General features: G+C 61.4%; 22 protein-coding genes and 1 tRNA gene. 15 read left to right on the forward strand and 8 right to left on the reverse strand.

From position 1 onward, the window contains the following. Positions 1-193: 193 nt before the first annotated feature. The 8 genes from M3484_RS18835 (at position 194) to M3484_RS18865 (ending at position 6,778) form a co-directional block, all read left to right on the forward strand. A complete protein-coding gene (locus tag M3484_RS18835; RefSeq protein WP_249498739.1) occupies positions 194-661 on the forward strand; it encodes a hypothetical protein in 468 nt (155 codons plus the stop codon). Between the two features lie 523 nt (positions 662-1,184). Further along, positions 1,185-2,126: a bifunctional helix-turn-helix transcriptional regulator/GNAT family N-acetyltransferase gene (locus tag M3484_RS18840; RefSeq protein ID WP_249498793.1), complete on the forward strand. Its 942-nt coding sequence runs from the start codon at positions 1,185-1,187 to the stop codon at positions 2,124-2,126. A 1,098-nt stretch (positions 2,127-3,224) separates the two neighbouring features. Continuing rightward, complete coding sequence (locus tag M3484_RS24050) at positions 3,225-3,524, forward strand: bifunctional DNA primase/polymerase (RefSeq protein WP_502942484.1); 300 nt, start codon at positions 3,225-3,227, stop codon at positions 3,522-3,524. 324 nt (positions 3,525-3,848) lie between these two features. After that, a complete protein-coding gene (locus M3484_RS18850) occupies positions 3,849-4,922 on the forward strand; it encodes an AAA family ATPase (protein WP_249498741.1) in 1,074 nt (357 codons plus the stop codon). 455 nt (positions 4,923-5,377) lie between these two features. Continuing rightward, positions 5,378-5,653 (forward strand): hypothetical protein, encoded by a 276-nt coding sequence (locus M3484_RS18855; RefSeq protein ID WP_249498742.1) that lies wholly within the window; start codon positions 5,378-5,380, stop codon positions 5,651-5,653. Between the two features lie 262 nt (positions 5,654-5,915). Beyond that, entirely contained in the window at positions 5,916-6,047 is a 132-nt protein-coding gene (locus M3484_RS23710) for a hypothetical protein (protein ID WP_283258505.1), read from the forward strand. An 86-nt stretch (positions 6,048-6,133) separates the two neighbouring features. After that, complete coding sequence (locus M3484_RS18860) at positions 6,134-6,391, forward strand: site-specific integrase (RefSeq protein WP_249498743.1); 258 nt, start codon at positions 6,134-6,136, stop codon at positions 6,389-6,391. After that, positions 6,392-6,778: a tyrosine-type recombinase/integrase gene (locus M3484_RS18865; protein WP_249498744.1), complete on the forward strand. Its 387-nt coding sequence runs from the start codon at positions 6,392-6,394 to the stop codon at positions 6,776-6,778. Positions 6,779-6,867: 89 nt separating this feature from the next. On the opposite strand, the gene M3484_RS18870 is transcribed toward M3484_RS18865, so the two are convergent. Continuing rightward, positions 6,868-6,942: transfer RNA gene (locus tag M3484_RS18870), tRNA-Glu, on the reverse strand. 100 nt (positions 6,943-7,042) lie between these two features. Beyond that, a complete protein-coding gene (gene recJ / locus M3484_RS18875) occupies positions 7,043-8,791 on the reverse strand; it encodes a single-stranded-DNA-specific exonuclease RecJ (protein WP_249498745.1) in 1,749 nt (582 codons plus the stop codon). Positions 8,792-9,512: 721 nt separating this feature from the next. On the opposite strand from recJ, the gene M3484_RS18880 reads away from it, so the two are divergent. After that, on the forward strand, positions 9,513-9,890 hold the full coding sequence (locus tag M3484_RS18880; RefSeq protein WP_249498746.1) for a hypothetical protein: 378 nt from the start codon (positions 9,513-9,515) through the stop codon (positions 9,888-9,890). A gap of 222 nt (positions 9,891-10,112) precedes the next feature. Here M3484_RS18880 and glpX read toward each other — a convergent pair whose 3' ends face one another. The 6 genes from glpX to M3484_RS18910 form a co-directional block, all read right to left on the reverse strand. Next, entirely contained in the window at positions 10,113-11,078 is a 966-nt protein-coding gene (gene glpX / locus M3484_RS18885) for a class II fructose-bisphosphatase (RefSeq protein ID WP_092898627.1), read from the reverse strand. A 101-nt stretch (positions 11,079-11,179) separates the two neighbouring features. Next, positions 11,180-12,493 (reverse strand): homoserine dehydrogenase, encoded by a 1,314-nt coding sequence (locus M3484_RS18890; protein ID WP_249498747.1) that lies wholly within the window; start codon positions 12,491-12,493, stop codon positions 11,180-11,182. 74 nt (positions 12,494-12,567) lie between these two features. Then, on the reverse strand, positions 12,568-12,852 hold the full coding sequence (locus M3484_RS18895; protein ID WP_249498748.1) for a hypothetical protein: 285 nt from the start codon (positions 12,850-12,852) through the stop codon (positions 12,568-12,570). A gap of 216 nt (positions 12,853-13,068) precedes the next feature. Continuing rightward, on the reverse strand, positions 13,069-13,662 hold the full coding sequence (locus M3484_RS18900; RefSeq protein ID WP_249498749.1) for a TadE/TadG family type IV pilus assembly protein: 594 nt from the start codon (positions 13,660-13,662) through the stop codon (positions 13,069-13,071). 13 nt (positions 13,663-13,675) lie between these two features. After that, the gene (locus M3484_RS18905; RefSeq protein ID WP_249498750.1) at positions 13,676-14,266 is read right to left on the reverse strand and encodes a TadE/TadG family type IV pilus assembly protein; all 591 of its coding nucleotides are present in this window, start codon (positions 14,264-14,266) and stop codon (positions 13,676-13,678) included. Further along, positions 14,263-16,092, reverse strand: a complete 1,830-nt coding sequence (locus tag M3484_RS18910) for a pilus assembly protein TadG-related protein (protein WP_249498751.1) — start codon at positions 16,090-16,092, stop codon at positions 14,263-14,265. Before M3484_RS18910 ends, M3484_RS18905 begins: the two co-directional genes overlap by 4 nt. Positions 16,093-16,540: 448 nt before the next feature. Here M3484_RS18910 and M3484_RS18915 point away from each other — a divergent pair, with 448 nt between their 5' ends. The 6 genes from M3484_RS18915 (at position 16,541) to M3484_RS18940 (ending at position 24,365) form a co-directional block, all read left to right on the forward strand. Beyond that, positions 16,541-17,974, forward strand: a complete 1,434-nt coding sequence (locus M3484_RS18915; RefSeq protein ID WP_092901828.1) for a Glu/Leu/Phe/Val family dehydrogenase — start codon at positions 16,541-16,543, stop codon at positions 17,972-17,974. Positions 17,975-18,296: 322 nt separating this feature from the next. Next, positions 18,297-19,550, forward strand: a complete 1,254-nt coding sequence (locus tag M3484_RS18920; RefSeq protein WP_502942486.1) for a sarcosine oxidase subunit beta family protein — start codon at positions 18,297-18,299, stop codon at positions 19,548-19,550. Positions 19,551-19,942: 392 nt separating this feature from the next. Further along, positions 19,943-20,461 (forward strand): hypothetical protein, encoded by a 519-nt coding sequence (locus M3484_RS18925; protein WP_249498753.1) that lies wholly within the window; start codon positions 19,943-19,945, stop codon positions 20,459-20,461. 128 nt (positions 20,462-20,589) lie between these two features. Continuing rightward, positions 20,590-20,883, forward strand: a complete 294-nt coding sequence (locus tag M3484_RS18930; protein WP_092898611.1) for a sarcosine oxidase subunit delta — start codon at positions 20,590-20,592, stop codon at positions 20,881-20,883. Then, a complete protein-coding gene (locus M3484_RS18935) occupies positions 20,873-23,800 on the forward strand; it encodes a sarcosine oxidase subunit alpha family protein (protein ID WP_249498754.1) in 2,928 nt (975 codons plus the stop codon). The genes M3484_RS18930 and M3484_RS18935 overlap by 11 nt, the downstream gene beginning before the upstream one ends. Continuing rightward, complete coding sequence (locus tag M3484_RS18940; RefSeq protein ID WP_249498755.1) at positions 23,793-24,365, forward strand: sarcosine oxidase subunit gamma; 573 nt, start codon at positions 23,793-23,795, stop codon at positions 24,363-24,365. The genes M3484_RS18935 and M3484_RS18940 overlap by 8 nt, the downstream gene beginning before the upstream one ends. Positions 24,366-24,475 lie beyond the last annotated feature (110 nt).

Genomic DNA, 24,475 nt, shown 5'->3' on the forward strand with positions numbered 1-24,475 from the left:
CCGCGAAAAGGGCGATGCCAGGGAGAAACGCTCTCCTCTCCGGACTCGGCAAGTGTGACGGACGGGTTTCGACCGAAGATCGCTCTGTGCTGGTCACTGTCGACGAATGGTTGAGTGCCAAAGTCTCCCCGGATCAGCTGCCCGCCCGTGAAGGCCCTGCGTCCGCGGCATCTACCCGGGCGGATCCCGGTCCTTGTCGGCAGCGACATTCCACTGGCCCGAAACCGGGCGACTGGAAGCCCTCGGCACTTTCGCAAACAATCCGTCTCCGACTGATCGCGGCGCGGTGGCCGGCGTTGGCGACCGCTACCGTCGCGGGGAGCTTGTCGGGGCGATGCGCCATGTCATTCTTGAGCGGGATGGCAGGAAATGCCGGTGCTGCGGCACCCGCAATGCCCTGCTGCAATCGGGCGAGGCGCTGAAAGCTGCAAGCCGCCGTAATAGGAGAGGCACCATGACGGCAGAGCTGGACAAGGCCATTTTTCCCGGCGCCAGCGGGCAACCCCTGGGCGTCATTCCCTGCGCGACAATCTATGGCATCGCCACGGGTGCAATTGATGGCCCGGCGGATTGGGCTGCGTTCCGTGCCGCCATTATGCGCTTCATGACGGCCAACACCACGACCGGGCCAAGCGGCACCCCGGTGGCAAAGCCCTGCTGACCACCGCTGATGTGACCTTGGCGCGTGGTTCGCAGCTGCAGCTGGCGGCGGAACAATGCTCTGGAGAAGTCGTAGCGGAAATCCGGAACTTCGCCGGCAAAGCAATAGGGAAATCAGGCTGGCCAACAAAACAGCCAGGATCATCTGGGCCATCCTCAGTCATAACGAGCCTTACAAGATCAGAGCCGCCTGACAGCGACAGGCAGACAGCGAGAAAGCAAGAGCCATGAAGTGATGGCAATCAGTCAGCCGTAACATCATGATCCCCCGGGCTTTGTCCAGGACACATATTGTCCGATTGCGAGAACGGTGAACTGGTACGCAGAAACCATCGGGGCCAGCGGTCGGTTGAGCTGCGCAAACAGGCCGGACACAAGACCGTTTCTGACAGAACGCCATGCAGTCATAAAAGTCATGCTTTGCAGGGGGCATCCACTCAGGACATTGTGGTCATTCGACCCACCTGTTGACATTGCGCAGTGCGTCAAATTAGTTGCATCATGCATCTAATTTGAGAGCCATGATGACTCCTCCTGAAGATCTCGTGCAGAATCTGCGGCTCGCTTCCCGCCAGCTGGTCCGGGAACTCGGCTTCATGGGGGGAAGTTTCGCAGGCACGGATCTTCCTCCCTCCGCTGTCCATGCGCTGATCGAGATAGATGCCGGCCGGTTAACGGCACGCGAGCTTGCGCCCCTGCTGAAACTTGAAAAATCAAGCGTCAGCAGGATGCTCCGGAAGCTCGTTGCTTCGGGCGATGTTGCGCAGGAAAGCGGCCACACGGATGCGCGCATGAAGCTCCTGACGCTGACGGAGGCTGGCCGGAGGCGTGTGAGTGATATCCATGCCTTTGCGCGCGATCAGATTCTTGCTGCGCTGGAACAGCTTGAACCCGGGCAGGATCGCCTCGTTCTCGACGGGCTGTCCATCTATTCTGCGGCTCTCTCCGGTCGTCGGAAAGGGCAGCACGGGCCCGCGGTTGAGGTAATGCTCGGATATTGCACGGGCCTCATCGCCCGGATCACCCAGATGCACGCCCATTACTATGCGCAGGCCTCCGGATTTGGACGCCGTTTCGAGGCTGTCGTCGCGGGCGGGCTGGCGGAGTTCTGCAACCGGATCGACAATCCGAGAAACGCAATCTGGTCAGCACGGCAGGGCGAACAGATACTCGGGTCTATCGCGATCGACGGGGAGGATATGGGCGAGGACATCGCGCATCTGCGCTGGTTTATCGTAGATGATGCGCTCAGGGGCACGGGCACGGGGAGAAAGCTCCTGTCTGCCGCCCTGGCCTTTGCGGATGCGCAGGGGTTCCGGCAGACGCAGCTCTGGACATTCAGCAGCCTGACCTCCGCGCGCCATCTTTACGAAGCGAGCGGTTTTGTCCTCGCTGAGGAACGACGGGGTAGCCAGTGGGGGCGCGAAGTCATGGAGCAGCGGTTTGTCAGGCCGAGACAGGCATAACGCGACCGTCTGGAATGGGCTCTTTCGACATTTGCCCCGGCAAGTGGACATCACACAGCTTGCGCCCGCGGCCATTTAATGAAGCGCCTGGCAGGGTGCGGTAGTGGAGGTCCGCGTAGTGGGGCAGGGGTGGAGCCATCTATGGGGCTTCTAAGGGGATAAGGAGGCTTGAAGTGCGGGGCAGGTAGGCGCTGCGCTGAACCAGCTAGTTAAACCGGTGTTACCAATTCGCAGGGGAGTCGCCAGACGCGAAATCGGGATCGCGCCCCCGATTCAGCCTCAGAAATTGTTTCATATTTTTGCCGGACTGTTAACGACGCCACGCAAGAGGCGCAGTACATCCACCATGCCGCGAAATGGTACATTGGGGGATAGCTTGGGAGCTAGTCTTTGCTGATCTTATAAGTGCTTGATCTGTGGGGGCAATATATTAAGAAGTGGCAGCCCGTAGGGGGGTGAGAAAAGTATGAAAAATCAATTAGTTATGAGGAGGTGGGCGCCGATTATTTTCATACTTTTCAAGATTTTTCAGGATTTTTGTCCCACTGGATCAGCGGCTTGGCTCCCTAATTTGGAGCAAATTCTAAGGCCATGGTTGGTATATTCTACCCGCAATACATTACCCGACACGATCCCTGTAACAAGGGAGGCCCTGTCATGTCTAGAGTCCTGATCTGAAATTAACCTGAGATCGAAGCGCCAGCATAATATCAAAAGGAACAGAGATGTTGGAAGCATATCAAAAAGATTATGAACTCTTCAGATCTAATCCCGGTCGCAATTGCAGGGTTAGAAGAGCAACAAGATTGGACGATTCCGATGCAACCCCAAGCTATCGGGCTTTCATGGTTCTTGTTAAACGAAATAACGGGGTCATTGAAAAGGTATATTTCAATAGGGGATTGCGCCGGATCGGGGATGACTCCGAGTCCGAGGCTATTGAAACTTTCAGGAAGATCCTGGCGGAATGCAACTGTATCGAGAAGCTGGGGCCTTCCGCTTATAGGTGTTATTGAATATGAAAAAGGGGATGCGTCAGCATCCCCTTTTAAGTCAGACCTAAGAATAAGCCTAAAGATTCCGTAGCCTTTAAGGTAAGTGAATGTCCCATGTCCCATTTCCCATGTAAAACGTCAATACGAATCGCCCGCCCGCGCCAATGATTCACGCCTCAGTGTCGCGCTTGAATTGGCCGATGCTGGAATCAGGATCTTCCCCTGTGGCCCTGAGGATAAAAGCCCGCTGGTTCGCGGTGGCTTCAAGGCCGCAAGCTGTGATCCAGATCAGATCCGGGAGTGGTGGTCTGATTTCCCTGGCGCAATTCCAGGTATCGCCACGGGTAAAATAAACGGAATTGCGGTTCTCGATATAGACGTGAAGAAGGGAAAGAACGGGTGAAATTCCTTGAAACGGATAGAATTCGAATTCCGGCCATGGGAAGTATTCACGCAATAAACTATTAGTGGTGGAGATCAAGTCTATTTCAACCACTCTCCCGGTATTAGATCCAATGCTGGAAAAATCGGGTCAGGCTTAGACACCAATGCAGATGGTGGATATGTTTGTTTCTATGGTTCACGCCGGGATGCCGCCACGCTTTCAATGCACCTATGTTGTGGTTCGCTTCCGGAATTCCCAGAAGAGTTGATCCCTGAAACTGCCGATCGGTTGAGTCCTGAACCTTCCGAGGTCGAATATACAGAGGATGAAATCGCGGGAGTCATGAACCGTATCCCGAACGAATATGAGTCAAGAGACGACTGGTTACGGGTAGGCATGGCGGTTCATTCCGCCCTGGGTTCAGATGGATTTAGCCTCTGGGGTCGTTGGGCGCGTGAACATGAGTCCTATAACTCAGATGATACAAAAGCGGCATGGCGCAGCTTCGGCAATTACTCAGGCCGCGAGATCAGCGCGGAAACCCAGTTCGCAGAGGCCCGCAAACTGGGGCCGGTGGATTGCAGCGCTGCCGACTTCATGGATGATCCCGAGGAAGCCGAAGCCGAGTTGCTGGAACACCGCAGGGAGAGGCAGGCCAAGGGCCAGGATCGCGCTTTCCAGTTCATCACCCCCGGAGAGTGTCGGGAGCGCCGGGGATCGCGCCCCTATATCGTAAAGGGGCTTCTGGGGCGGGGTGACGTTGCCGCTATCGTCGGGCAACCAGGGGCCGGGAAATCGCTTCTGGGGCCGCGTCTCGCTTACGCGGTGGCACAAGGCAGGCCGGTGTTCGACATGAAGGTGAGGCAAGCGCCTGTCTTCTATGTCGCCGCCGAGGATAGCCACGGGATGCAGAACCGGGTTGCCGCGCTCTGTGAGGAACACGGCGAAGCCGAGGATTTCAAGCTGGTCCTGAATTGCGGCAATCTTCTAGATCCCCAGGAGGTGAAGAGGCTGTGTCGTGCAGTCCAGGAGCAGAAACCCGGCCTGATCATCATCGACACGTTAGCCATGGCCTTCGCCGGTTTGGAACAGAATGGCGCCGCATCTATGGGCCGCGTGGTTTCCGCCGCACGATCCCTTACCGCATGGGGCGCGGCGGTGATCCTGATCCATCACGATACCAAATCCAAGGATGGATTGCCACGGGGCCACTCGATCCTGAACGGTGCCCTGGACATGAGCCTGCACCTTACCAAGGACGGGGAAACCGTGTTCGGCAGACCCTCGAAAAACAGGAACGGCTCAACCGATTGTGAAATCCGGTTCAGCATAGCCACGAAAGTTCTGGGGCATGATGAAGACGGTGACGAGATCCGCGCCGCTTATGCTGGCGACGATAATTCAGCACCACGGTAACGGGCGCTTTCCAAGCCCGCCGCCGCTGCATTGGAAGAACTCAAACGCCTGGCCCGAGATGCTGATACCGGAACCGTGGCTGAAGCAGACTGGCGCGACTCCTGTGTCAATAATCGGGAAGTGTCTGCTTCCGATAATATCAAAAGCAGACAGATCGCCTTCCGCCGCGCTGTCGAAGCCCTCATAGAGCGCGGGATAATCGGTTTCCGGGACGGTCAATATTCACCACGCATATTTTCCCGGACTACAGCGGCGGATTTCCAGGAGGATGAATATGAATATTGAAGGCAACAAAAGGCAACATGTCCCTTAGGGATGTTGCCATGTTGCCACCCTGCCATGTCCAGTTAATCAGTTAAATTGAGTAGAGCCATGGAAAATAAGCGGCTGAACAATCGAGTACCCGCATTATCCCGGAAAATGGGTCCCTCTGGAACAATTACGCCGGGAGGGCCATGGACCCCGAGGCTTTTAGCTTTACAGAATTTTTTGAATTTGGGGTGCAGAAAATGAATGGTCCCGACTACAGCGAGATCTTCGCCGCGTGGATGACTTTTGCCGAATTTTCTGATTTTCTCGGAATATCACAAAGCGCGTGTCGCGCCAAGCTGGCAGATCAAACTTTTATCCGCGAAGATCGCCTGATCGACACGCGCCAGAGCCTGGCGAATTATATTGGCAGGCTTCGCACCAAGGAGTCAAAAATCGGCACCGCAAAAGGTATAACTTAAATCGATGCTGAGAAATTACCGGTGCAGTGCGAGACCGCCGAGAAATTGGCAATAGCGAATGCCAAGGGCAGGGGTGATCTTCTGGACGCCGCAGCCGTGTCCCGTGAGTGGTCCAGAATTTTGCGCGACTGCCGCGCTGCGATTTTGGCAACCCCGGCGCGGATCGGGTCACGCCTGCCGCACCTCACTGCGCATGACATTCAGGAAATCAACCGGGAACTGGCCGCTGCCCTTTCCGATCTGGCCGAGGGGAACAGTTCCGATGAATTCGATTATTAAGGTTCGCCACCAGGCCATGCAGGCGCTGAAACCGCTGCCCGTCCAGCCATTGGCCGAGTGGATTGAAGCGAACATCTATTTCCCCGCCACGGTCTCGCCCTGCCTGGCAAGGTAAGAATCTGGGAATATCAGCGCGGGATCTGCGATGCCATTGACGACTCCGAGATTGAACGGGTGGCAACGCCAGAGGCCGCAAACACCATGCTGAAAGCTATCAAGCAGGTGTTCAAGTTCGCGGTGCAGTATGAGCATCTGTCGCAGAATCCTGCCGCAGATGTGGAGCAGTTGAAATCCAAGGGTGACGGCTACCACTCCTGGACTTTGGATGAGATCGAGAAGTTCGAGTCAGTTCATCCGGTTGGCACCACGGCGCGACTGGCCTTGGCTCTGGCGCTTTACACCGGCCAGCGGCGTTCTGATCTGGTGCAGTTCGGGAAGCAGCATGTTCGGGACGGGTAGTTGACTTTTACCCAGTTCAAGGGGCGCGAAAATTCTCCGGTGCGACTTGAAATTCCGATCATCCCGGAACTGCAACGGATTATCGACGCCTCGAAGACAGGGGATCTGGCTTATCTGGCTACGGCATATGGGAAGCCATTTACCGCCGCAGGATTCGGCAATCGGATGCGGGAATGGTGCGATAAGGCAGGACTGTCAGATTGTTCAACGCATGGCCTTCGGAAGGCTGCTGCCGCACGTCTCGCGGAACTGGGCTGCACCGAATTCGAGATCATGGCTATCACCGGCCACCAGACCAGTAAGGAGGTTACGCGCTATGCAAAGGCCGCATCGCAAAGGCTCCGCGCGGAGTCCGCGCTGGCAAAGTTGACCGGGACCAGAAGCTGAACAGAAGTGTCCCACTTTCGACCGCCGTGTGACACAGTGGGACAAATTCGAATGCTAGGTTGCTGATTTTGTTGGTATAAAAGCAGAAGTGGCAGCCCGTAGGGGAGTCGAACCCCTCTTTTCAGGTTGAAAACCTGACGTCCTAACCGATAGACGAACGGGCCACTTTCTTCTTCGTCGCTGTTCTTTTTCGTCCCAGCGTCTCTGTGAGGCGGTGTTTAGTCGGCGCTCACAGGATGCACAAGAGGAAAAATAACAAAATTCTCAATCAGCTGCTGCGGCATCCTCCAGACGCAGCTGAACTCTGGATTTTCCGCCCCAGGTGTTGATCTCCAGGCGTCCCGCAAGGTGGAAAAGCCGGTGACCGCTGTTCTCCAGCTGTGGCCCCAACGGGCCGTCAAAAGCGCCAAAAGCCATGATTTCGGGGCCCTGGGCCTGACCCCGGATGGTGAGTTTCAGATGCGAGCTGCCGATTCTGCGGCCCTGCAAGGCGACGGAGGGAATCACAAATCGCGGCGACGGTGCCGAGGCGCCAAACGGACCGGCCTGCGCAATCTGTTCGACGAATTCGACATTTGCTGCCACGGGCAGCAGGATCGAGTCGATTCGCAGCATCTCGGGGCCGGTCCCGCCAGCGCCCTGCCGCAACAGCAATTCGGCGAGTCGCGTCATGGCGGGTTCCAGCATGGCGCGGGTCAGGCTGAGCCCTGCCGCCATTTTGTGGCCGCCGCCTTTCTCCAGCAACCCCTCGGCGGCGATCCGGTGAATCGAGGCACCGAGATCGACCCCGGGCACGGAGCGGGCGGAACCCTTGCCGTGATCTCCGTCGAAGCCGATCACCACGGCCGGTCGGCCGGTCGCCTCTTTCAGCCGTGCGGCGACGATGCCGACGACGCCGGGATGCCAGCCATCACCTGCCGCCCAGACCAGCGGCCCCTCTGTGCCGCGCGCCTCGGCCTGCGCGAGGGCCTCCTCACGCACGCGGTCGGTGATCTCGCGACGTTCCGTGTTCAGATCATCCAGCCGCTTCGCCAGAGTAAGGGCCTCGGTCTCGCTGGCGGTGGCAAGCAGTCTGGCGCCAAGATCCGCCTCGCCGATCCGGCCACCAGCATTGATGCGCGGGCCCAGCAGAAAGCCGAGCGCATAGGCCGTCGGCGCCTGATCCATGCGGGAAACATCGGCAAGCGCGCGCAGGCCCACCCTGTCGCGTCGCGCCATCACCCTGAGACCCTGGCGGACAAAGGCACGGTTTACGCCTGTCAATGGGGCAACATCCGCCACGGTTGCGAGGGCTACGAGATCGAGAAACCCGATAAGATCCGGGCCTTTATGGCCCGTTTCTCGCAGCTGGCGCCCGGCTTCGACCAGCATGAGGAAGACGACCGCTGCGGCGCAGAGATGGGCAAGGCTGCCATCCTCATCCTGGCGGTTCGGGTTCACCACCGCGAGCGCCTCCGGCAGGGTCTCGGCCCCAAGGTGGTGATCGAGGATCACCACATCGGCGGGCCGGGCAGCGGCCACAGGATCATGGCTGAGCGTGCCGCAATCAACGCAGATGATCAGAGAATGGTCGCGCGCAAGCGCCTGCATCGCGGGTATATTAGGGCCATAGCCCTCATCGATGCGGTCGGGAATGTAGAGGGTTGCCTGATGCCCCATTTCGCGCAGCCAGATCAGGAGCAGCGCAGCCGAAGACCCGCCATCGACATCATAATCGGCGAAAACCGCGATTTTCTCGCGCCGTTGAAGTGCGGCCAGAAATCTCGCCGCCGCTTTCTCCATATCCTTCAGCCGGCGCGGATCGGGCAGCAGATCGCGCAGTTGCGGATTGAGAAAGGCCTCTGCGTTTTCGGCGGCAATGCCCCGGGCGGTCAGAATGCGACAAAGCGGCAATGGCAGGCGGGTCTGTTGCCCCATCGCTTCGGCAAGCCGTTCTGCGGCTGCGTCAGGTCCAACCCAGCGACGCCCGTTCAGAGAGGCCGCGACACCCAGAAATGCATGATCTTGTGACATGCTTCATGGCTGGCGGAAAACGGGGCCGGGTTCAAGGGTGTTCGGGGAGATCCGGCAATCTCGGTCATTTCAGATGCGGCGGCGGAGGCCTGCGGCGGGAACGTGTTCTGCTGACGCAGGCGGGTGACCGGGCAATCTGCGCCTGTCGACGTGCTGCAGCTGATTCTGCACACCGAGGCCCGGTCGGAAACTTATACTATCTCTCATAAATTTACCGTTGAGCGTGCCCGCGTGTGCGATGATCTGACGCGCAACGTGATTTCCGTGGAGGATGCCGGGAAATCGCTGCCCCATGTTATCACCGAAGAACTTGCCCGGACCCGGCGGGGCGGTCTGAGGCGCGGATGCACGGGATGGTATCCGACAACAGGGCGCCGACCGGAGATCAGCGCCCGTTGGAAAGCGTCGAATTTCCGCAACTGCGCTGCCTGCAGATCGCGGGGCGGGCGGCGGCCGATACGCAGCAAGATGCGGTTCTGAACGTGGAAGCCGGCATTGCGAGAGACCTGGTACAACAGATCGCAGCCGGGACCTCAGCCGGGTGCGCATATCCTGGCCGGAACATCGGCCCCCCCATCATGGGCCAGGATTGGGGTGAGCATACGCGTTGTGCCTGTGGTTGCGCCACCATCTCTCCCGACTGTGCCGCCCTGGCTGGTCGAGGTAAGCGATCCATTATTCCTTGTGATCAGTGGGCTGGCTCAGGCCCGAGCGATTGAAAATGCGCAAGCAGGAACGCAAACATCTGGCCAAAGAGGATGGCGGGCCTGAACTGATGCCGGAGGCGAGGGAGGAGCTGCGCTTCACGGAGGAAGGATACCGGGTTTGCCTGGAACATGTTCAGGCCTTCGCCGATGATTGTAAGATCGACTGCTGCAATATGGCGCCCGGAAAGCCGAACCAGGACATGCCTTCTTCGAGAGCCTCAGTGACTATCTGCGTGTTGAGTTATTTGAACGAGACCCCGTTCCCGTTCCTTGACCCCGGGCCACGCGCAAAGCTCTGCAAAAGCCCCCGTTGCCCGACCCGTACAGAGACAGGCAGGTTCAAGCCCGGTGTCTTGCTCGCGCCGGATAAAAGCAGGGGCAAGGTCAGCTGAGATCGCCGGAATGCCACGCCGCCACGGGCCTGTTCACAGGGGCGCAAGCGGCGTCACTGTGAGTGCCGATCAGGGCCTGATCCGGCCGCGCCGACACCATATCTCTTGTCGGAAAGCCATCGGAAAGGTCCGGAGACAGATGAAAATGGCATTCATCTGTCTCTAAATATCCCGGGGGGATTCTCCCGCAGGGAGAAGGGGGGCTGGCCCCCCTGGCCCGGTTTACCGCAGCGGGCTGCGATAGGACATGCGCCGCACCGATCCGGTTTTCGACCGCATCAGGATCGTCTCGGTCGTCACCCAGCCCGGTTCGCGCTTGATGCCGGAAAGGAGCGAGCCCGAGGTCACGCCGGTCGCCGCAAAAATCACATCGGCGCGCACGAGGTCGTCGCGGGTATAGACGCGGTCGAAATTGGTGATACCGGCCTTGCGGGCGCGGGATTTTTCATCCTCGTTGCGGAAGAGGAGCTTGCCGAAGAACTGCCCGCCCATGCATTTCAGCGCGGCGGCCGCCAGCACACCTTCGGGTGCGCCACCCGACCCCATATAGATGTCGATGCCCGTGACTTCCGGTTCGGCGCAATGCATGACGCCGGCCACATCACCATCGGTGATCAGCCGGATCGAGGCGCCGGTCGACCGGATTTCCTCGATCAGGGCCTCATGGCGCGGGCGCTCCAGCACGCAGGCGGTGATGTCTTCGGTCGACACGCCTTTCGAGGCCGCGAGCGCCGAGATCCGCTCGGAGGGTGTCATGTCCATCGTCACCACGCCGGGGCGGTAGCCGGGGCCGACCGCCAGTTTTTCCATATAGACGTCGGGCGCATGCAGCAGGGTGCCGCGCGGTGCCATCGCGATCACGGTCAGCGCGTTCGGCATGTCTTTTGCGGTCAGCGTGGTGCCTTCCAGCGGGTCGAGCGCGATATCCATTTCCGGCCCGTTCCCGGTGCCGACCTCTTCGCCGATGAACAGCATCGGCGCCTCGTCGCGTTCGCCTTCGCCGATCACCACGACGCCTTTGATATCAAGCGTGTTCAGCTGATCGCGCATCGCATTGACCGCAGCCTGGTCGGCGGCTTTTTCATCGCCACGCCCGATCAGATGGGCGGACGCCAAAGCGGCGGCCTCTGAAACGCGGGCAAGGCCCAGTGAGAGCATACGGTCCTGGAACTGAGCCTGATCGGCCATTTTGCGGATATCCCTGATGGCGTGGAGTTAACCCGAGGCTTAGCCGCCACCGCCGCCTGCCGCAAGCGCGGTAGCGCAAAAGCAGCGGCGGCGATGAATTTTCAGACTTCTTCTATGCGGATCGCGACGGGGTGCTCGACCAGCACGCCGGTCGCATTGAATTGCGACAGGGCATGGCTCACATCGGCGGGGGCCGCCTTATGGGTGACGATCAGCACAATCGCATCGCCGTCATCGGCATCGGGCTGGTTGATCTGGCGCATCTGGTCGATCGAGATCCCGGCCTCGCCGAGACAGGTCGCAACCTTGGCCAGGGCGCCGGGTTTGTCCTGGAGCCGCATCCTGAGATAATAGGGCGCGGGCGTTGCCGAACGTGCCGCCACCGGATCTGCCAGTTGCGTGGCGGGGATGCCGAAGACCGGGCGGCGATAGCCGCGCGCGATATCGATCACATCTCCCAGCACCGCGCTGGCGGTCGGGCCTTCGCCGGCCCCGGCGCCGCGCATCACGATCTGGCCGACTGCATCGCCTTCGAGCACGACCATATTGGTGCCGCCCTGGAGCTGGCCGAGCGGGCTTTCCGCCGGCACGAGGCACGGGGTCATGCGCTGCTCCAGGCCGCGCCCGGTCATCTGCGCCACGCCCAGCAGCTTGATATGGTAGCCCATATCATCGGCAAGGTTGATATCGTCGATCGAGACATTGCCGATCCCCTCCAGCTCGACCTTGTCAAAGCTGACACGGGTGCCGAAGGCGATGGCGGCCAGGAGCGAGAGTTTATGCCCCGCATCGATCCCTCCGACATCAAGGTTCGGATCGGCTTCGAGATAGCCCAGCTGGCGGGCTTCCTCGAACACGGTCTGATAGGGCAGGCCGGCCGATTGCATCCGGGTCAGGATGTAATTGCAGGTGCCGTTCATCACGCCCATGACGCGTTTGATGCGGTTGCCGGCAAGGCCCTCGGTCAGGGCCTTGATCACCGGGATGCCACCGGCGACAGCCGCTTCGAACCGCAGGGCGGCACCGGTTTTTTCGGCCAGTTCCGCCAGCGCCTGGCCATGATGCGCAAGCAGCGCCTTATTCGCGGTCACCACATGTTTGCCAAGCGCCAGCGCGGCTTCCGTCGCGTCTTTCGCCGCGCCTTCATGACCACCCATCACCTCGATGAAAACATCGACATCATCGCGTTTTGCCAGCTGAACGGGGTCGGTTTCCCAGGCATAGCCCGAGAGATCGGCATCGCGGTTCTTCTTGGGGTCCCGGGCTGAAACGGCGGTGACCACCAGCGGGCGCCCGCCGCGTGCGGCGAGGGTTTCGGCCTCGCGCTGGATGATTTTCACCACACCGATGCCGACAGTGCCGAGGCCGGCAATCCCAAGACGGAGGGGTCCGGTTTCAGACGGCGTGCTCGACATGGGAGGCCTCATATTGCTGTTCCGCCCAGGGTGTTAGCCCAAGGCCTTGCCGGGCGCAACGGCGGCGAGAGGGTTCAGGCCCGGCCCGCCGCGATGGCCGCGGCCAGGCGGGCACGGGTGGCCGGGTCAAGCACCGGCCCCTGCATCAGCCTGGCGCGGTTTTGCAGCCGGGCGGCGCGGGCGGCCAGAGCCTCACCGGTTGACGCCGATATACGCCCGGATGGCGCCTGCGCCAGCACTTCGTCCATCGGCAAAAGCGCGGGCGGTGCGCCGGAGGCATCGGGCAGGGGGCCGACCTCTGGAAAGGGCGCGCAGCCCAGAAGCGCGATGAGCGGAAGAAGGATCGGAAGGCGTGTCATCTGCGGGCTTGCCTGGGGGTGAAGAGGAGGGCGGATGTAGGATAAGGCGGGTAAGGGCGGCGCGGGTGCATGCGCAGGATCTGTGGCGGACACTAACCCGACTGCGCGCCCCGCGAAAGCCCGCCCGCCATATTCGCCCGGGAAGCAGGCGAAGATGCGAAAGGCCGCGCGTGGAGGCGCGCGGCCTTTGCAAAGACATAGCGGGCCCGACGTCTTTCAGCTCGCCGCGCTCTCGCAGGGGGTCATGTTCTCGCTCAGGCAGACACTGAGGTAGAAGCGCGGCTTGGTCACAATGAAATTGCGGAAGTCTGACACCGGTATGCCGACATCGAAGGCCGGGTAATATTTGGTCCAGGTCTCAAGGATGACGGTCGACTCGCCGGAATTCATCACCGGAATCAGATGGCGGAGGTCGGTGTTTACGTTGCTCGCCGTCAGCGGGGTCTTCTTTCCAAAGGGCGAGCGCGAGAAGATCAGGGAATATCTGCCGGTTTGTGTGACCTCGTCATAGAGCCATCTGACCGAGGTGATGCGCATCGAGATGACGTTCGGGCGCTCCATCAGCCCCGCCATCACGGTTTCCATACCGTTGATGAAGTTCATGTCCACCTCCTTCTGACGCGAGACTAGATCGGCTACGGCATAGGCGGCCTTCTGGCCCTCGTTGATGGTGCGCCAGGTATCCCACCAGACCACCAGGGCCATAAAGGTCCAGGTCATCAGGGGCAGCACAATGAGGAATTCGGTCATGATGACGCCGGATTCGTCCTTGGCGAACTGCCGCAATTTTTTACGGGACAGGGAAATCATTACGCGCATCTCCTCAGATCGGTTCGGTCACAACGACCGTTGCGCTGGCCAGCTCATATTTTCCGGTGGCCGAGTCCTTGGTCAGACGCATCGAGAAATAGGTCGAAGGGAAAATAGGATCTTCAAGCGCGCAGACGCGGATCAGCATGATCCTGTTCTGGTCATGTGCCTCATCCGGGACCGTACCGGGAATCGGCGAGACCAGGGGGGCATTGCGGTCGCCACAGAACACCCGAAGCTGGCCGGTCCGGGGATCGACGCGCGACGGAAGGGTCCAGGGCGTGGTGCTTGTGTTGACTGGCTCGATCCAGACCTTCAGGTTGTTCTTGCAATCCGCCACGGCAAGCGTGAACCGGCAGACCCGGTCCCGGATCTGTTCAGCATTCATGCTCCGCGTATGGCCGAGCCGGTAATCGCGGATCGCAATATCGAGACCACGATCAAGCATGGCGCTGCGCACCATGAAAAGGCCGGCCTCCATCGAGGCCATGAAAAGCATCAGCAGGACCGGCAGGCAGAAGGCGAGTTCGATCGAGGCCACGCCGTCTTCGCGACGCCAGAGACGACGCAGGCGACGACCGGGAGAAAAGGACCTGGATTTCATTGCGTCAGCTTCAATTGGCTAAGATTGGTTGCGATCAGGCGGAACGCATCCTGGATCTTCGCTGTTTCGGTTACGTCGAAGTAATAGGTCGAAGCGGGGGTAGATGTGCAGCTCTGGATGGCGGCCTTGCCGGCATTGGGGGCCTGAAAGGCGATGCCATAAACGAGGACGCCGGCATTGCGGGCTGCGGTGCAGTTGGAGGCCAGACGGCGGTTCATCGTCGCTGCATCGGCATAGGTCGTGTAGAGGGTGCTGCGCACACCGGTATAGACGTTGTTGCGGTTGGTGCTGTTGTTGGCTCCCAGCGGGCGACCGAAGAACTGGCGTACCGCATAGTTCATCCTGACGGACGCCCAGACCTCCTGCCAGGTTGCGATATAGGCCGGGTCAGCGGGCCTCACGACCCGGGTCGGATTGAAGCATCCGGTATCTGTCAGACCGAGCGGACGGTTCTGCCACGATCCCGTTGATGGCACCCAGAAAGGCTTGCTGTTACAGACATTTGATCCCACCTTGCTTTCAAAGAAGACGGACCATTCGCCTGCGGTTGAACGCCAGATCGTCGCGGTATCCGTTGAATCGGTCCTGGCGCCATTGGGGCGATAGGAAAAGCGGATGGTCGCCGGGCCGGTCTTATAGCCATCGGCGATGCGGTTATGGGCCACATGCTCGCCATCGGTCATCAGAACGATCACTTTCAGCGCATCCTCATCGACAGAGCTTGCGCTGTTATATGCAAAGGGACGGCCGTCCATATCGTCGTCCATCACGCGGCGAAAGATCAGGGAATCGTAGACGTCGCGCGCGGCCGGATCCAACAGGGCGGTGGCCCAACGCATTCCCAGCAGGATCGAGGTATTGCCGCTGGCCTGCAACGCCTGGATCCCGGCTTTCGCCTTGGTGATGCTCTTGGTCGGCAGCGTGATCTCTGTTGTGGTGCTCGGATTGCACCAGCGCTTTGCGGCGGTGTTCTCGACCGTGGCTTCGCCGGATGTCCGCCAGTTGAAATAGCTGTCATTGGCCGACGATGTGTTTTCTGTATCCGCCGCAGTCATCAGCGGCATCTCCAGGGATGTGGACAGGGCCAGCGTCTGGAAGATGTTGTCCCTGTCGGTCCCGATCGGGAGCTCGACGCAGTTCGAATGCCGGACCCCGTGCAGATCGCTGATATTGTAGCGCGCCCGCAATTCATCGCCGAGGTTCACCTGGGCGTTATAGGGGATCACGCCGATCGAGATGCGGTTCTCGTCATCCGTGGCCTTCACCTGGTCGATGAAATCCGCCGCAGCCACGCGCAGGTTGTTGATCTTGGCACCTGCCATCGAACCCGACACGTCGAGCACCAGCATGATCTCGATATCGGTGATCTTCTGCTCTGCCACCGAAGTGTTCACGGCCTCGAGGGTTGGAATATTCATGAGATTCATGAAAATGTTATGCGACAGCACATCGGCGCGCGCTTCGACCACGCGGTAATTCATACCGTCATCGAGACGCACATAGGTAAGATTGTCGGGCAGGCCCGCCTTTCTGAAATAGTCGGCGACGATAAACCGCGCTCTCGCTTCGCGCGTGGTAGATACGTCGTCGGTCCTGAGGGCCGAGTTCATATTGGCAACCGCCAGTGTCGCCCGGTCGAGCGTATTCTGGACCGCGACACGCTGGGTCTCGAAGCGCATCACATCGACAGCGATGCCACCAAGAAGGATCATGAGGAAAAAGAAGAACACCATGATTGTCCCGATGGAGCCGCGCTCTTCCAGCGTGAATCTCTGCATCTGGCGCGAGAGGCGCACGGACAGGTCTTCAAATGCCTTCTTCTTCATATACACACGTCCCTGTAGCCCCGGCGCGCGCATCAGCCCGGATCAAATACCACCAAAAGTTCATCCTCCCGGCCGCTGCTACTGTCCAGCGGGACATAACAGCGGATTCCGGGCGCGCTGACCCAAGGTGAAACTGCTTCAATGATCAGGCTGAAATGTGGCGGAGCTTCGTTCCGGCCCGGGTTTTCCGGTGGCAAAGAAACGATGTTCCTGCCCAAATTTGGATTGTGCGGAGAGAGTGAACAGCGCCGCACAACCTGAGAAAGGTTTTTCGCGCATTAACCTTTAACAAACACCTGCTGATACGAATCACATTGACGAAAAGACGCTGCAACCAGTCCAGGTCTGACTGTTTTTTGATCATTCTGGCCCTTGGGTCAGGCGGAAAGAGCGGTCACCTTGTGATAACATGGCGGGAAGCCATGGCACACCCTGGAGGAAGATGAAGATGCTGCAGACCGCCGACGAGCCGAGCTTTCGCGATTCCGTCGATCTGATGTTCAGCCGCGCGGTGCGGCTGATGGATCTTTCTCCGGGGCTGGAGCAGAAGATCCGGGTCTGCAACTCGACCTATACGGTGCGTTTCGGTGTGCGGCTGCGCGGCAAGATCGAGACCTTCACCGGCTATCGCTCGGTCCATTCCGAACATATGGAACCTGTGAAGGGCGGCATCCGCTACGCGCTTTCTGTCCACCAGGACGAGGTCGAGGCGCTGGCGGCGCTGATGACCTATAAATGCGCCCTGGTCGAGACGCCGTTCGGCGGATCGAAAGGCGGGCTCTGCGTCGATCCGCGCCAGTGGGAAGAGCATGAACTGGAGCTGATCACCCGCCGTTTCGCCTATGAGCTGATCAAGCGCGACCTGATCCATCCGGCGCAGAACGTGCCGGCGCCTGACATGGGCACGGGCGAGCGTGAGATGGCCTGGATCGCCGACCAATATGCCAGGATGAACACAACCGATATCAACGCCAAGGCCTGCGTTACCGGCAAGCCCCCCCATGCGGGCGGCATCCAGGGCCGGGTCGAGGCCACGGGGCGCGGTGTGCAATATGCCCTGCGCGAGTTTTTCCGCCATCCTGGTGATGTGGCACTGACCGGGCTGAAAGGCGGCCTCCAGGGCAAGACCGTGATCGTCCAGGGGCTTGGCAATGTGGGCTATCACGCGGCGAAATTCCTCTCGGGCGAGGATGGCTGCAAGATCATCGGCATCATCGAACGCGATGGCGCGCTGACCGATGAAAAGGGCCTTGATGTCGATGCGGTGCGCGACTGGATCGCCCGCAATGGGGGCGTGAAGGGCTTCCCCGGCGGCAATTTCATCGAGGATGGTGCCTCGGTGCTGGAAGCCGCATGCGATATTCTGATCCCTGCCGCGATGGAGGGGGTGATCAACAAGTCGAATGCCGACCGCATCCGCGCGCCGCTGATCATCGAGGCGGCGAATGGGCCGATCACCTTTGGCGGCGACGAGATCCTGCGCCACAAGGGCAAGATCATCATCCCCGATATGTATGCCAATGCCGGTGGTGTGACGGTCAGCTATTTCGAATGGGTCAAGAACCTCTCGCATATCCGTTTCGGCCGCATGCAGCGCCGGGCGGAAGAGGCGCGCTCGCGACTGCTGGTCGAAGAGCTGGAGCAGCTCTCGGCTGATAAGGGCCTTGGCTGGACGCTGTCGGATGATTTCAAAGAACGCTTCCTGACCGGCTCGGACGAGCTGGCGCTGGTGCGCTCGGGTCTCGATGACACGATGCGCACCGCCTATCAGTCAATGCGCGAGGTCTGGCACGGCCGCGAGGATGTCGAGGATCTGCGCACCGCCGCCTACATCGTCGCCATCGACCGCGTGGCCAAGACCTACCGGTCCAAGGGGCTCTGATCTGGGGCGGATGGATCTCTGACAGGGGGCCGGGCATCACGCCCGGCCTTTCTTGTTATCCGGGTGCGACATGGCCCCCGGATCGTCGGTATCGAACTCCCGGGCTGGCTCCGGGTGAAGGCGATCTGGTGCCGGCCTCACCTGGCCGCTTACGGTGAGCAGCACGGGCAGAAACCGGCGCAGCGATCAAAAGAACGGCCCGGGCCCGGCCAAATAAGGCAGCGTCATGCCAAAGGGCCCCTGGTGCCGGGCCATGGCAGAGCCCGGGCGTTGTAATTCTGCCGGCTTCGCTGTCTGATAGGGGCAGAGATTCCCGAGGTGTCTGATGCGTTACTCCGGCTGGAAAGTCATTCTTGAGGGGCTGCGCGGCAATCGCGGCTGGAAGCCGGTCTGGCGCCAGCCCGACCCGAAGCCGCATTATGACGCGGTGATCATCGGCGGCGGCGGTCACGGGCTGGCAACCGCATATTATCTCGCGAAAAACCACGGCATGACCAATATTGCGGTGCTGGAAAAAGGCTATCTCGGTGGCGGCAATATCGGGCGCAACACCACCATCGTGCGCGCGAATTATTTTCTGCCCGGCAATTCCGAATTCTATTCGCACAGCCTTAAGCTCTGGGAAGGGCTGGAAGCTGATCTCAATTATAACGTCATGCACAGCCAGCGCGGGCTGATCAATCTCTTCCATTCCGACGGCCAGCGCGATGCCTTCGTGCGGCGCGGCAATGCGATGATCAACCAGGGCGATGACGCGGTGCTGCTGGACCGGGACGGCGTGCGTGATATGCTGCCTTATCTCGATTTCGAACAGACCCGCTTTCCGATCTATGGCGGTCTGTTGCATCCGCGGGGTGGCACCGCCCGCCATGATGCGGTGGCCTGGGGCTATGCCCGCGCCGCCGACCGGCGCGGCGTCGATCTGATCCAGAATTGCGAAGTGACCGGCATCGATGTGGAGGGCGGCCGCGTGCGCGGCGTCCAGACCACGCGCGGTGTGATCCGCGCCGATAAGGTCGCGATCATCACCGCCGGGCGGTCGGGGCAGGTGGCGGCGATGGCGGGGATGCGGCTGCCGGTGGAAAGCCATATCCTCCAGGCCTTTGTCACCGAGGGGCTGAAGCCGGTAATCGATCATGTGATCAGTTTTGGCATGGGCCATTTCTATATCAGCCAGTCCGATAAGGGCGGGCTCGTCTTCGGCGGCGACCTGGATTTCTACACCTCCTACGCGCAGCGCGGCAATCTGCCCATGGTCGAACATGTGATGGAGGCCGGCATGACGCTGATGCCGATGATCGGGCGGGCAAAGGTGCTCAGGTCCTGGGGCGGCGTGATGGATATGACGCCTGACGGCTCGCCGATCATCGACAAGACCCATATCGACGGGCTGTTCCTTGATTGCGGCTGGAACTATGGCGGCTTCAAAGCGGTGCCCGCCTCGGGCTGGTGCATGGCGCATCTGATGGCCACCGGCGAAAGCCATGAATTCGCCAGCCGTTTCCGTCTGAACCGTTTCGCGACCGGGCATCTCCTCGATGAGGAAGGCACCGGCAGCCAGCATAACCTGCATTGAGCGGGCGCCTGCATAAGATCGCCGCCCCCGGGCCGGTGATGGTGGCAGGCCCGGCTCTGGCGCGCGCCCGCGCGGAGATTTGCCCGGGCGATGTGCTGTCAGGCCCCGTGCATCCGTGGCCTGGCGGGGCAGGTTCCGCCTGTGCCGCGCGGCAACACCTGCGCGAGAGTGGGCGTCCGGCAGGGGCTCCGCTGCGCGCTGACATGGCTGAAACCTTTCCCAAAGCAGGGGGCGCGCGTGATCGGGCAGGCTGCGCCTTGTCGGCTTTGTGCTTTCGCGCGGTGAGCCGGAACATCGTGTTAAGCAGGCGGTCTCCGGCCCTTCGCTGCCCGAAAGCGGCGCGTCTGACCCCGCGCCGCCCGATCCCGCGATTTGTAAAGGAGATGACTGAGATGCGCCTTCTGACCGGTCTTACCCTTGCCGCCCTGACCGCATCCGCTGCTGTGACGCCGGCCGGGGCCCGGATCCCGCAGGGCTGTTTTGCCCGCGACTATACCGCTGACCACCTCGCAAAGACGCCAAAACAACATATCGCCGCGCTGCGGATCAGCCTCGGCCCCGACCCCTGGGGCAACGGATTTATCTCGGCCATCGTGACCGGCCGCTTCAGTGACCAGGGCCGCGCCCGCAGCGAGGGGTTTTCGAAACACAGCTTCCGCCAGGCGGCCTTTTGCGGCGAGAGTGGCGGCAAAACCACCTGCCAGGTGGAATGCGATGGCGGCAGTTTCACCATCCGCAGCGCGCGCGGCGACAGTCTCGAAATCGAGACCAGCAGTTTCACGCTGGAGGTTCCTGATGTCGGAGACGAGACAGGCTGCGGCGGGCTCAGCGATCTGGTGGAAGCCGGCAGCGCCAAAACCATCTATCGCCTGACCCGCGCGCCGGCCTCTGCCTGCCCACCCTGGGAGTAAACCGATGCCACTCCTTTCATTTACTGTCCGGAAATATCCCGGGGTGGGGCCCGCGAGGGCCGGGGGGCAGCGCCCCCTTTTCCCCCCCTTCCATCATCACCCCTGCCGCCCTTTGCGGAGTGCCTGACGTGAGACTGACCTGCCCCCTTTGTGGCCCCCGCGACCGCCGTGAATTCACTTATTACGGGGCGGAGGATTACCTCCACCGCCCGGGCCCGGACGGCGCGCCTGATCTTTCGCCGGGCGGGGCCTGGGACAATTACCTGCATCTGCGCGACAACCCGGCCGGTCCGACCCGCGATCTGTGGTATCACGACCAGGGCTGCGCCGCCTGGCTGCTTGTCAGCCGCAACACCGTCACCCATGAAATCACCGGCGTCGAGCTGGTCGCCGCCCGCAAAGGAGCGCGCGATGAGGCTTGAGGGCAAAGGCATCATCGACCGCACCCGCGAGGTGTCATTCCGCTTTGATGGCCGCGACTATCGCGGCTTTCGCGGCGACACGCTTGCCTCGGCTTTGCTCGCGAATGGGGTAAAGCTCTTCGGGCGTTCATTCAAATATCACCGCCCGCGCGGCCTGCTGACGGCAGGCTCGGAAGAGCCGAATGCGCTGGTCGAGGTGATCGGCAAGACCTCGCGCACCCCCAATACCCGCGCCACGATGCAAGAGATTTTCGACGGGCTGGAAAGCCGCAGCCAGAACCGGCTTGGCAGCCTGCGCCATGATCTGATGGCGGTGAATGATCTTGTCTCGCCCTTTCTCAGCGCCGGTTTCTACTACAAAACCTTCATGTGGCCGCGCCACTTCTGGGAGGGGCTTTACGAGCCTGTCATCCGCCGTGCAGCCGGGCTTGGCAGCCTCGCAAAGGCCCATGACGAGGGCGTCTATGAGAAAGCCTGGGCGCATTGTGACCTCCTGGTGATCGGGGCGGGGCCGGCGGGGCTGATGGCCGCGCTGACTGCCGCGCGGGCCGGGGCCGATGTGATTCTGGCCGAGGAACAGCCCCTGACCGGCGGACGCCTGATCGCGGATGGCGGGCTGATCGGCGGCGATCCGGCGGCGCAATGGGTGCATACGGTCGAGGCAGAGCTGCGCGCCATGCCCAATGTCCGCATTATGACCCGGACAACCGTGACCGGGGCCTATGACAATGGCACTTATGGCGCGCTTGAACGCGTGGGCCTTCACCGCTCGCCCCGGCCCAATCTGCCGCGCGAATGTTTCTGGCGCATCGTGGCCAGGCGCGCGGTGCTGACCAGCGGGGCGCAGGAACGCCACATCGCTTTTCCGATGAATGACCGGCCCGGGATCATGCTGGCCTCGGCGGTGCGGACCTATCTGAACCGCTTTGGCGTGGCGCCGGGCAAGCGCGTGACGCTGTTCGCCGCCAATGACCAGGCCCGCCAGACCGCCCGCGATCTGATGGCGGCAGGCGTCCAGGTCGCAGCGATCATCGACCCGAGGGAAGATGTTTCGGTGGTCGAGGATTGCCCGGTCCATGCCGGCGCGGTGGTGATCGACACCAAAGGCCGCCACGCTTTGCAGGCGATCACCGTCAGGAAAGGGTCCGAGACCTTCCGGATCGAGACCGATTGTCTGGCGGTTTCGGGCGGCTGGAACCCGGGCCTGCACCTGACCTGCCATATGAACAGCCGCCCGCGCTGGTCCGAGGAGATCGCGGCTTTCGTGCCGGTCGAAGCTGCGGTGCCGGGGCTTGCTGCGGCAGGTGCTGCGAATGGGTCTTTCTCGACCCATGGCGCGTTGACGGCGGGCAGGCTGGCCGCAGAACAGGCGCTGGCGGCGCTTGATCTGCGGGCGCCGGAACTGGCCGTGCCGGCGGCGGAAGACACACCCTATACCCATCGCGCGATCTGGTCGGTCGAGGGCGCAAAGGGCCGCAATGGCCGCGCCTGGCTCGACTTTGCCAATGATGTGACGGTCAAGGATGTGCAGCTCTCGGCCCAGGAGAATTTCGCCAGCGTCGAGCATATGAAGCGCTACACGACGCAAGGCATGGCGCCGGATCAGGGCAAAAATTCGAATGTGGCGGCGCTGGCGGTGCTGGCGGATGCGACCGGACGCGGCATTCCGGAAACCGGGACGACCACTTTCCGCCCGCCCTATGTGCCGGTTTCCATCGCCGCGATGGGGGCGGGGGGGCGCGCAAAAGGCTTCGCGCCCGAGCGGTTCCTGACCTCGGACCAGGCCTCGCGCGACCGGCTGGCGCCGATGATCGAGGCCGGGCTCTGGTATCGCCCCTCCTATTTCCCGAAACCGGGCGAAACGACCTGGCGCGAGGCCTGCGACCGCGAGGTTCGCATGGTGCGCGGTGCGGTCGGGGTCTGTGATGTCTCGACGCTTGGCAAGATCGACATTCAGGGGCCGGATGCGGGGCGGTTTCTCGATTTCGTTTATACCAATACCTTCAGCACCTTGCCGGTCGGCAAGGTCCGCTACGGGCTGATGCTGCGCGAAGACGGGCTTGTCATGGATGACGGCACATCGGCGCGCCTGTCAGAGACCCACTATCTGATGACAACCACCACGGCCGCGGCGGGTCAGGTGATGCGCCATCTCGATTTCGTGCAACAGGCCTTTTGCGCGACCTGGAAGCTGCGGGTGATCTCGGTCACCGAGGCCTTCGCGCAATTCGCCATTGCCGGCCCGAAGGCGCGCGCGCTGATCGACACGGTGCTGGATCAGCCTTTGGGCGATCTGCCCTTCATGGGGGTCCGGCCGGTCACGGTCGGCGGGGTGGAGGCGCGGCTGTTCCGTATCTCGTTTTCCGGCGAGGAAGGCTATGAGCTGGCGGTGCCGGTTGATTACGGCGAGGCGCTGTTTCGTGACCTGGTCGCCCGGGCCGAGACCATGGGCGGCGGCCCCTATGGGATGGAAGCGCTGAATGTGCTCCGGATCGAGAAGGGCTTCCTGACCCATGCCGAGATCCATGGCCGGGTCTCGGCTGATGATGTCGGCCTTGGGGCCATGGTCAGCACGAAGAAGGATTGCATCGGTCGCGCGGCAAGCCAGCGCCCCGGCCTCTGGGGGCCCGAACGTGAACAGCTGGTCGGGCTGAAGGCTTCCGGGGCCATTTCTGCCGGCGCGCATCTCTTCCGCCCCGGTTTTGCCGTCGAGCGTGAGAATGACCAGGGCTATGTCACCTCGGTTTGCTGGTCGCCGACGTTCGACAGCTGGCTCGGGCTGGCCTTTCTGACCGATGGCCGCGCACGGCATGGCGAGAAGATCCGGCTGGTCGACCATCTGCGCGGCATTGATGTGGAATGCGAAGTCACCCATCCGGTGTTCTTCGACGCGGATGGAGGGCGGATGCGTGGCTGAACTGATCGCAAAAGCGGCGCTGGACGGGCAGGGGCCGGTGACACGGGCGGGGCTGGTGCTTTCTGTGCTGCCACCCTCGCCGGTCTGGTCGATTGCGCCCTTTCCGGGCGAGGATCTTACGCCCGCGCTGGCGACCCTCGGGCTTGAATTTCCGGCGCCGGGGCGCAGCAACAGTGCCGGGGGCCTGCGCCTGATCTGGGCCGGGCGCGATCAGGCCTTTCTCCTCGGCGGGCGCCCGCCCGAGGGGCTGGCGGCAGCGGTGACCGATCAGTCCGGCGCCTGGACGGGCTTCTCGCTTGCGGGGGCGGGCGGTGAGGCGGCGCTTGCGCGGCTGGTCACGCCGGATCTGCGGCTCACAGCTTTCCCGATTGGTCATGTGGTCCGGACCGGGCTGAACCATATCCCGGCAATCATCCTGCGCGAGGGCGAGACGGAGTTTCATATCCGGGTGTTTCGGTCCATGGCACGCAGCGCCTGGGCAGAGCTGGTCGAAGTGCTGGAGCATCTTGCGGCCCGTGCAGTGGCCGTGCAGGGCGGCGCATCGGCTCCGGCCAGAACAGGCTGAGGGATGAGGGAAGGGTAAATCCTTCCCTTTTCGGCGCGCGCCAGAGGAGAAAAGACTGGCGGAAACCGGCCAGTTAAAAATTCGTCACTGGCATGTCGCAAGGCACGGGT

This window comes from Pseudomonas sp. GX19020, from assembly GCF_023371075.1.
Classification (GTDB): domain Bacteria; phylum Pseudomonadota; class Alphaproteobacteria; order Rhodobacterales; family Rhodobacteraceae; genus Pseudogemmobacter.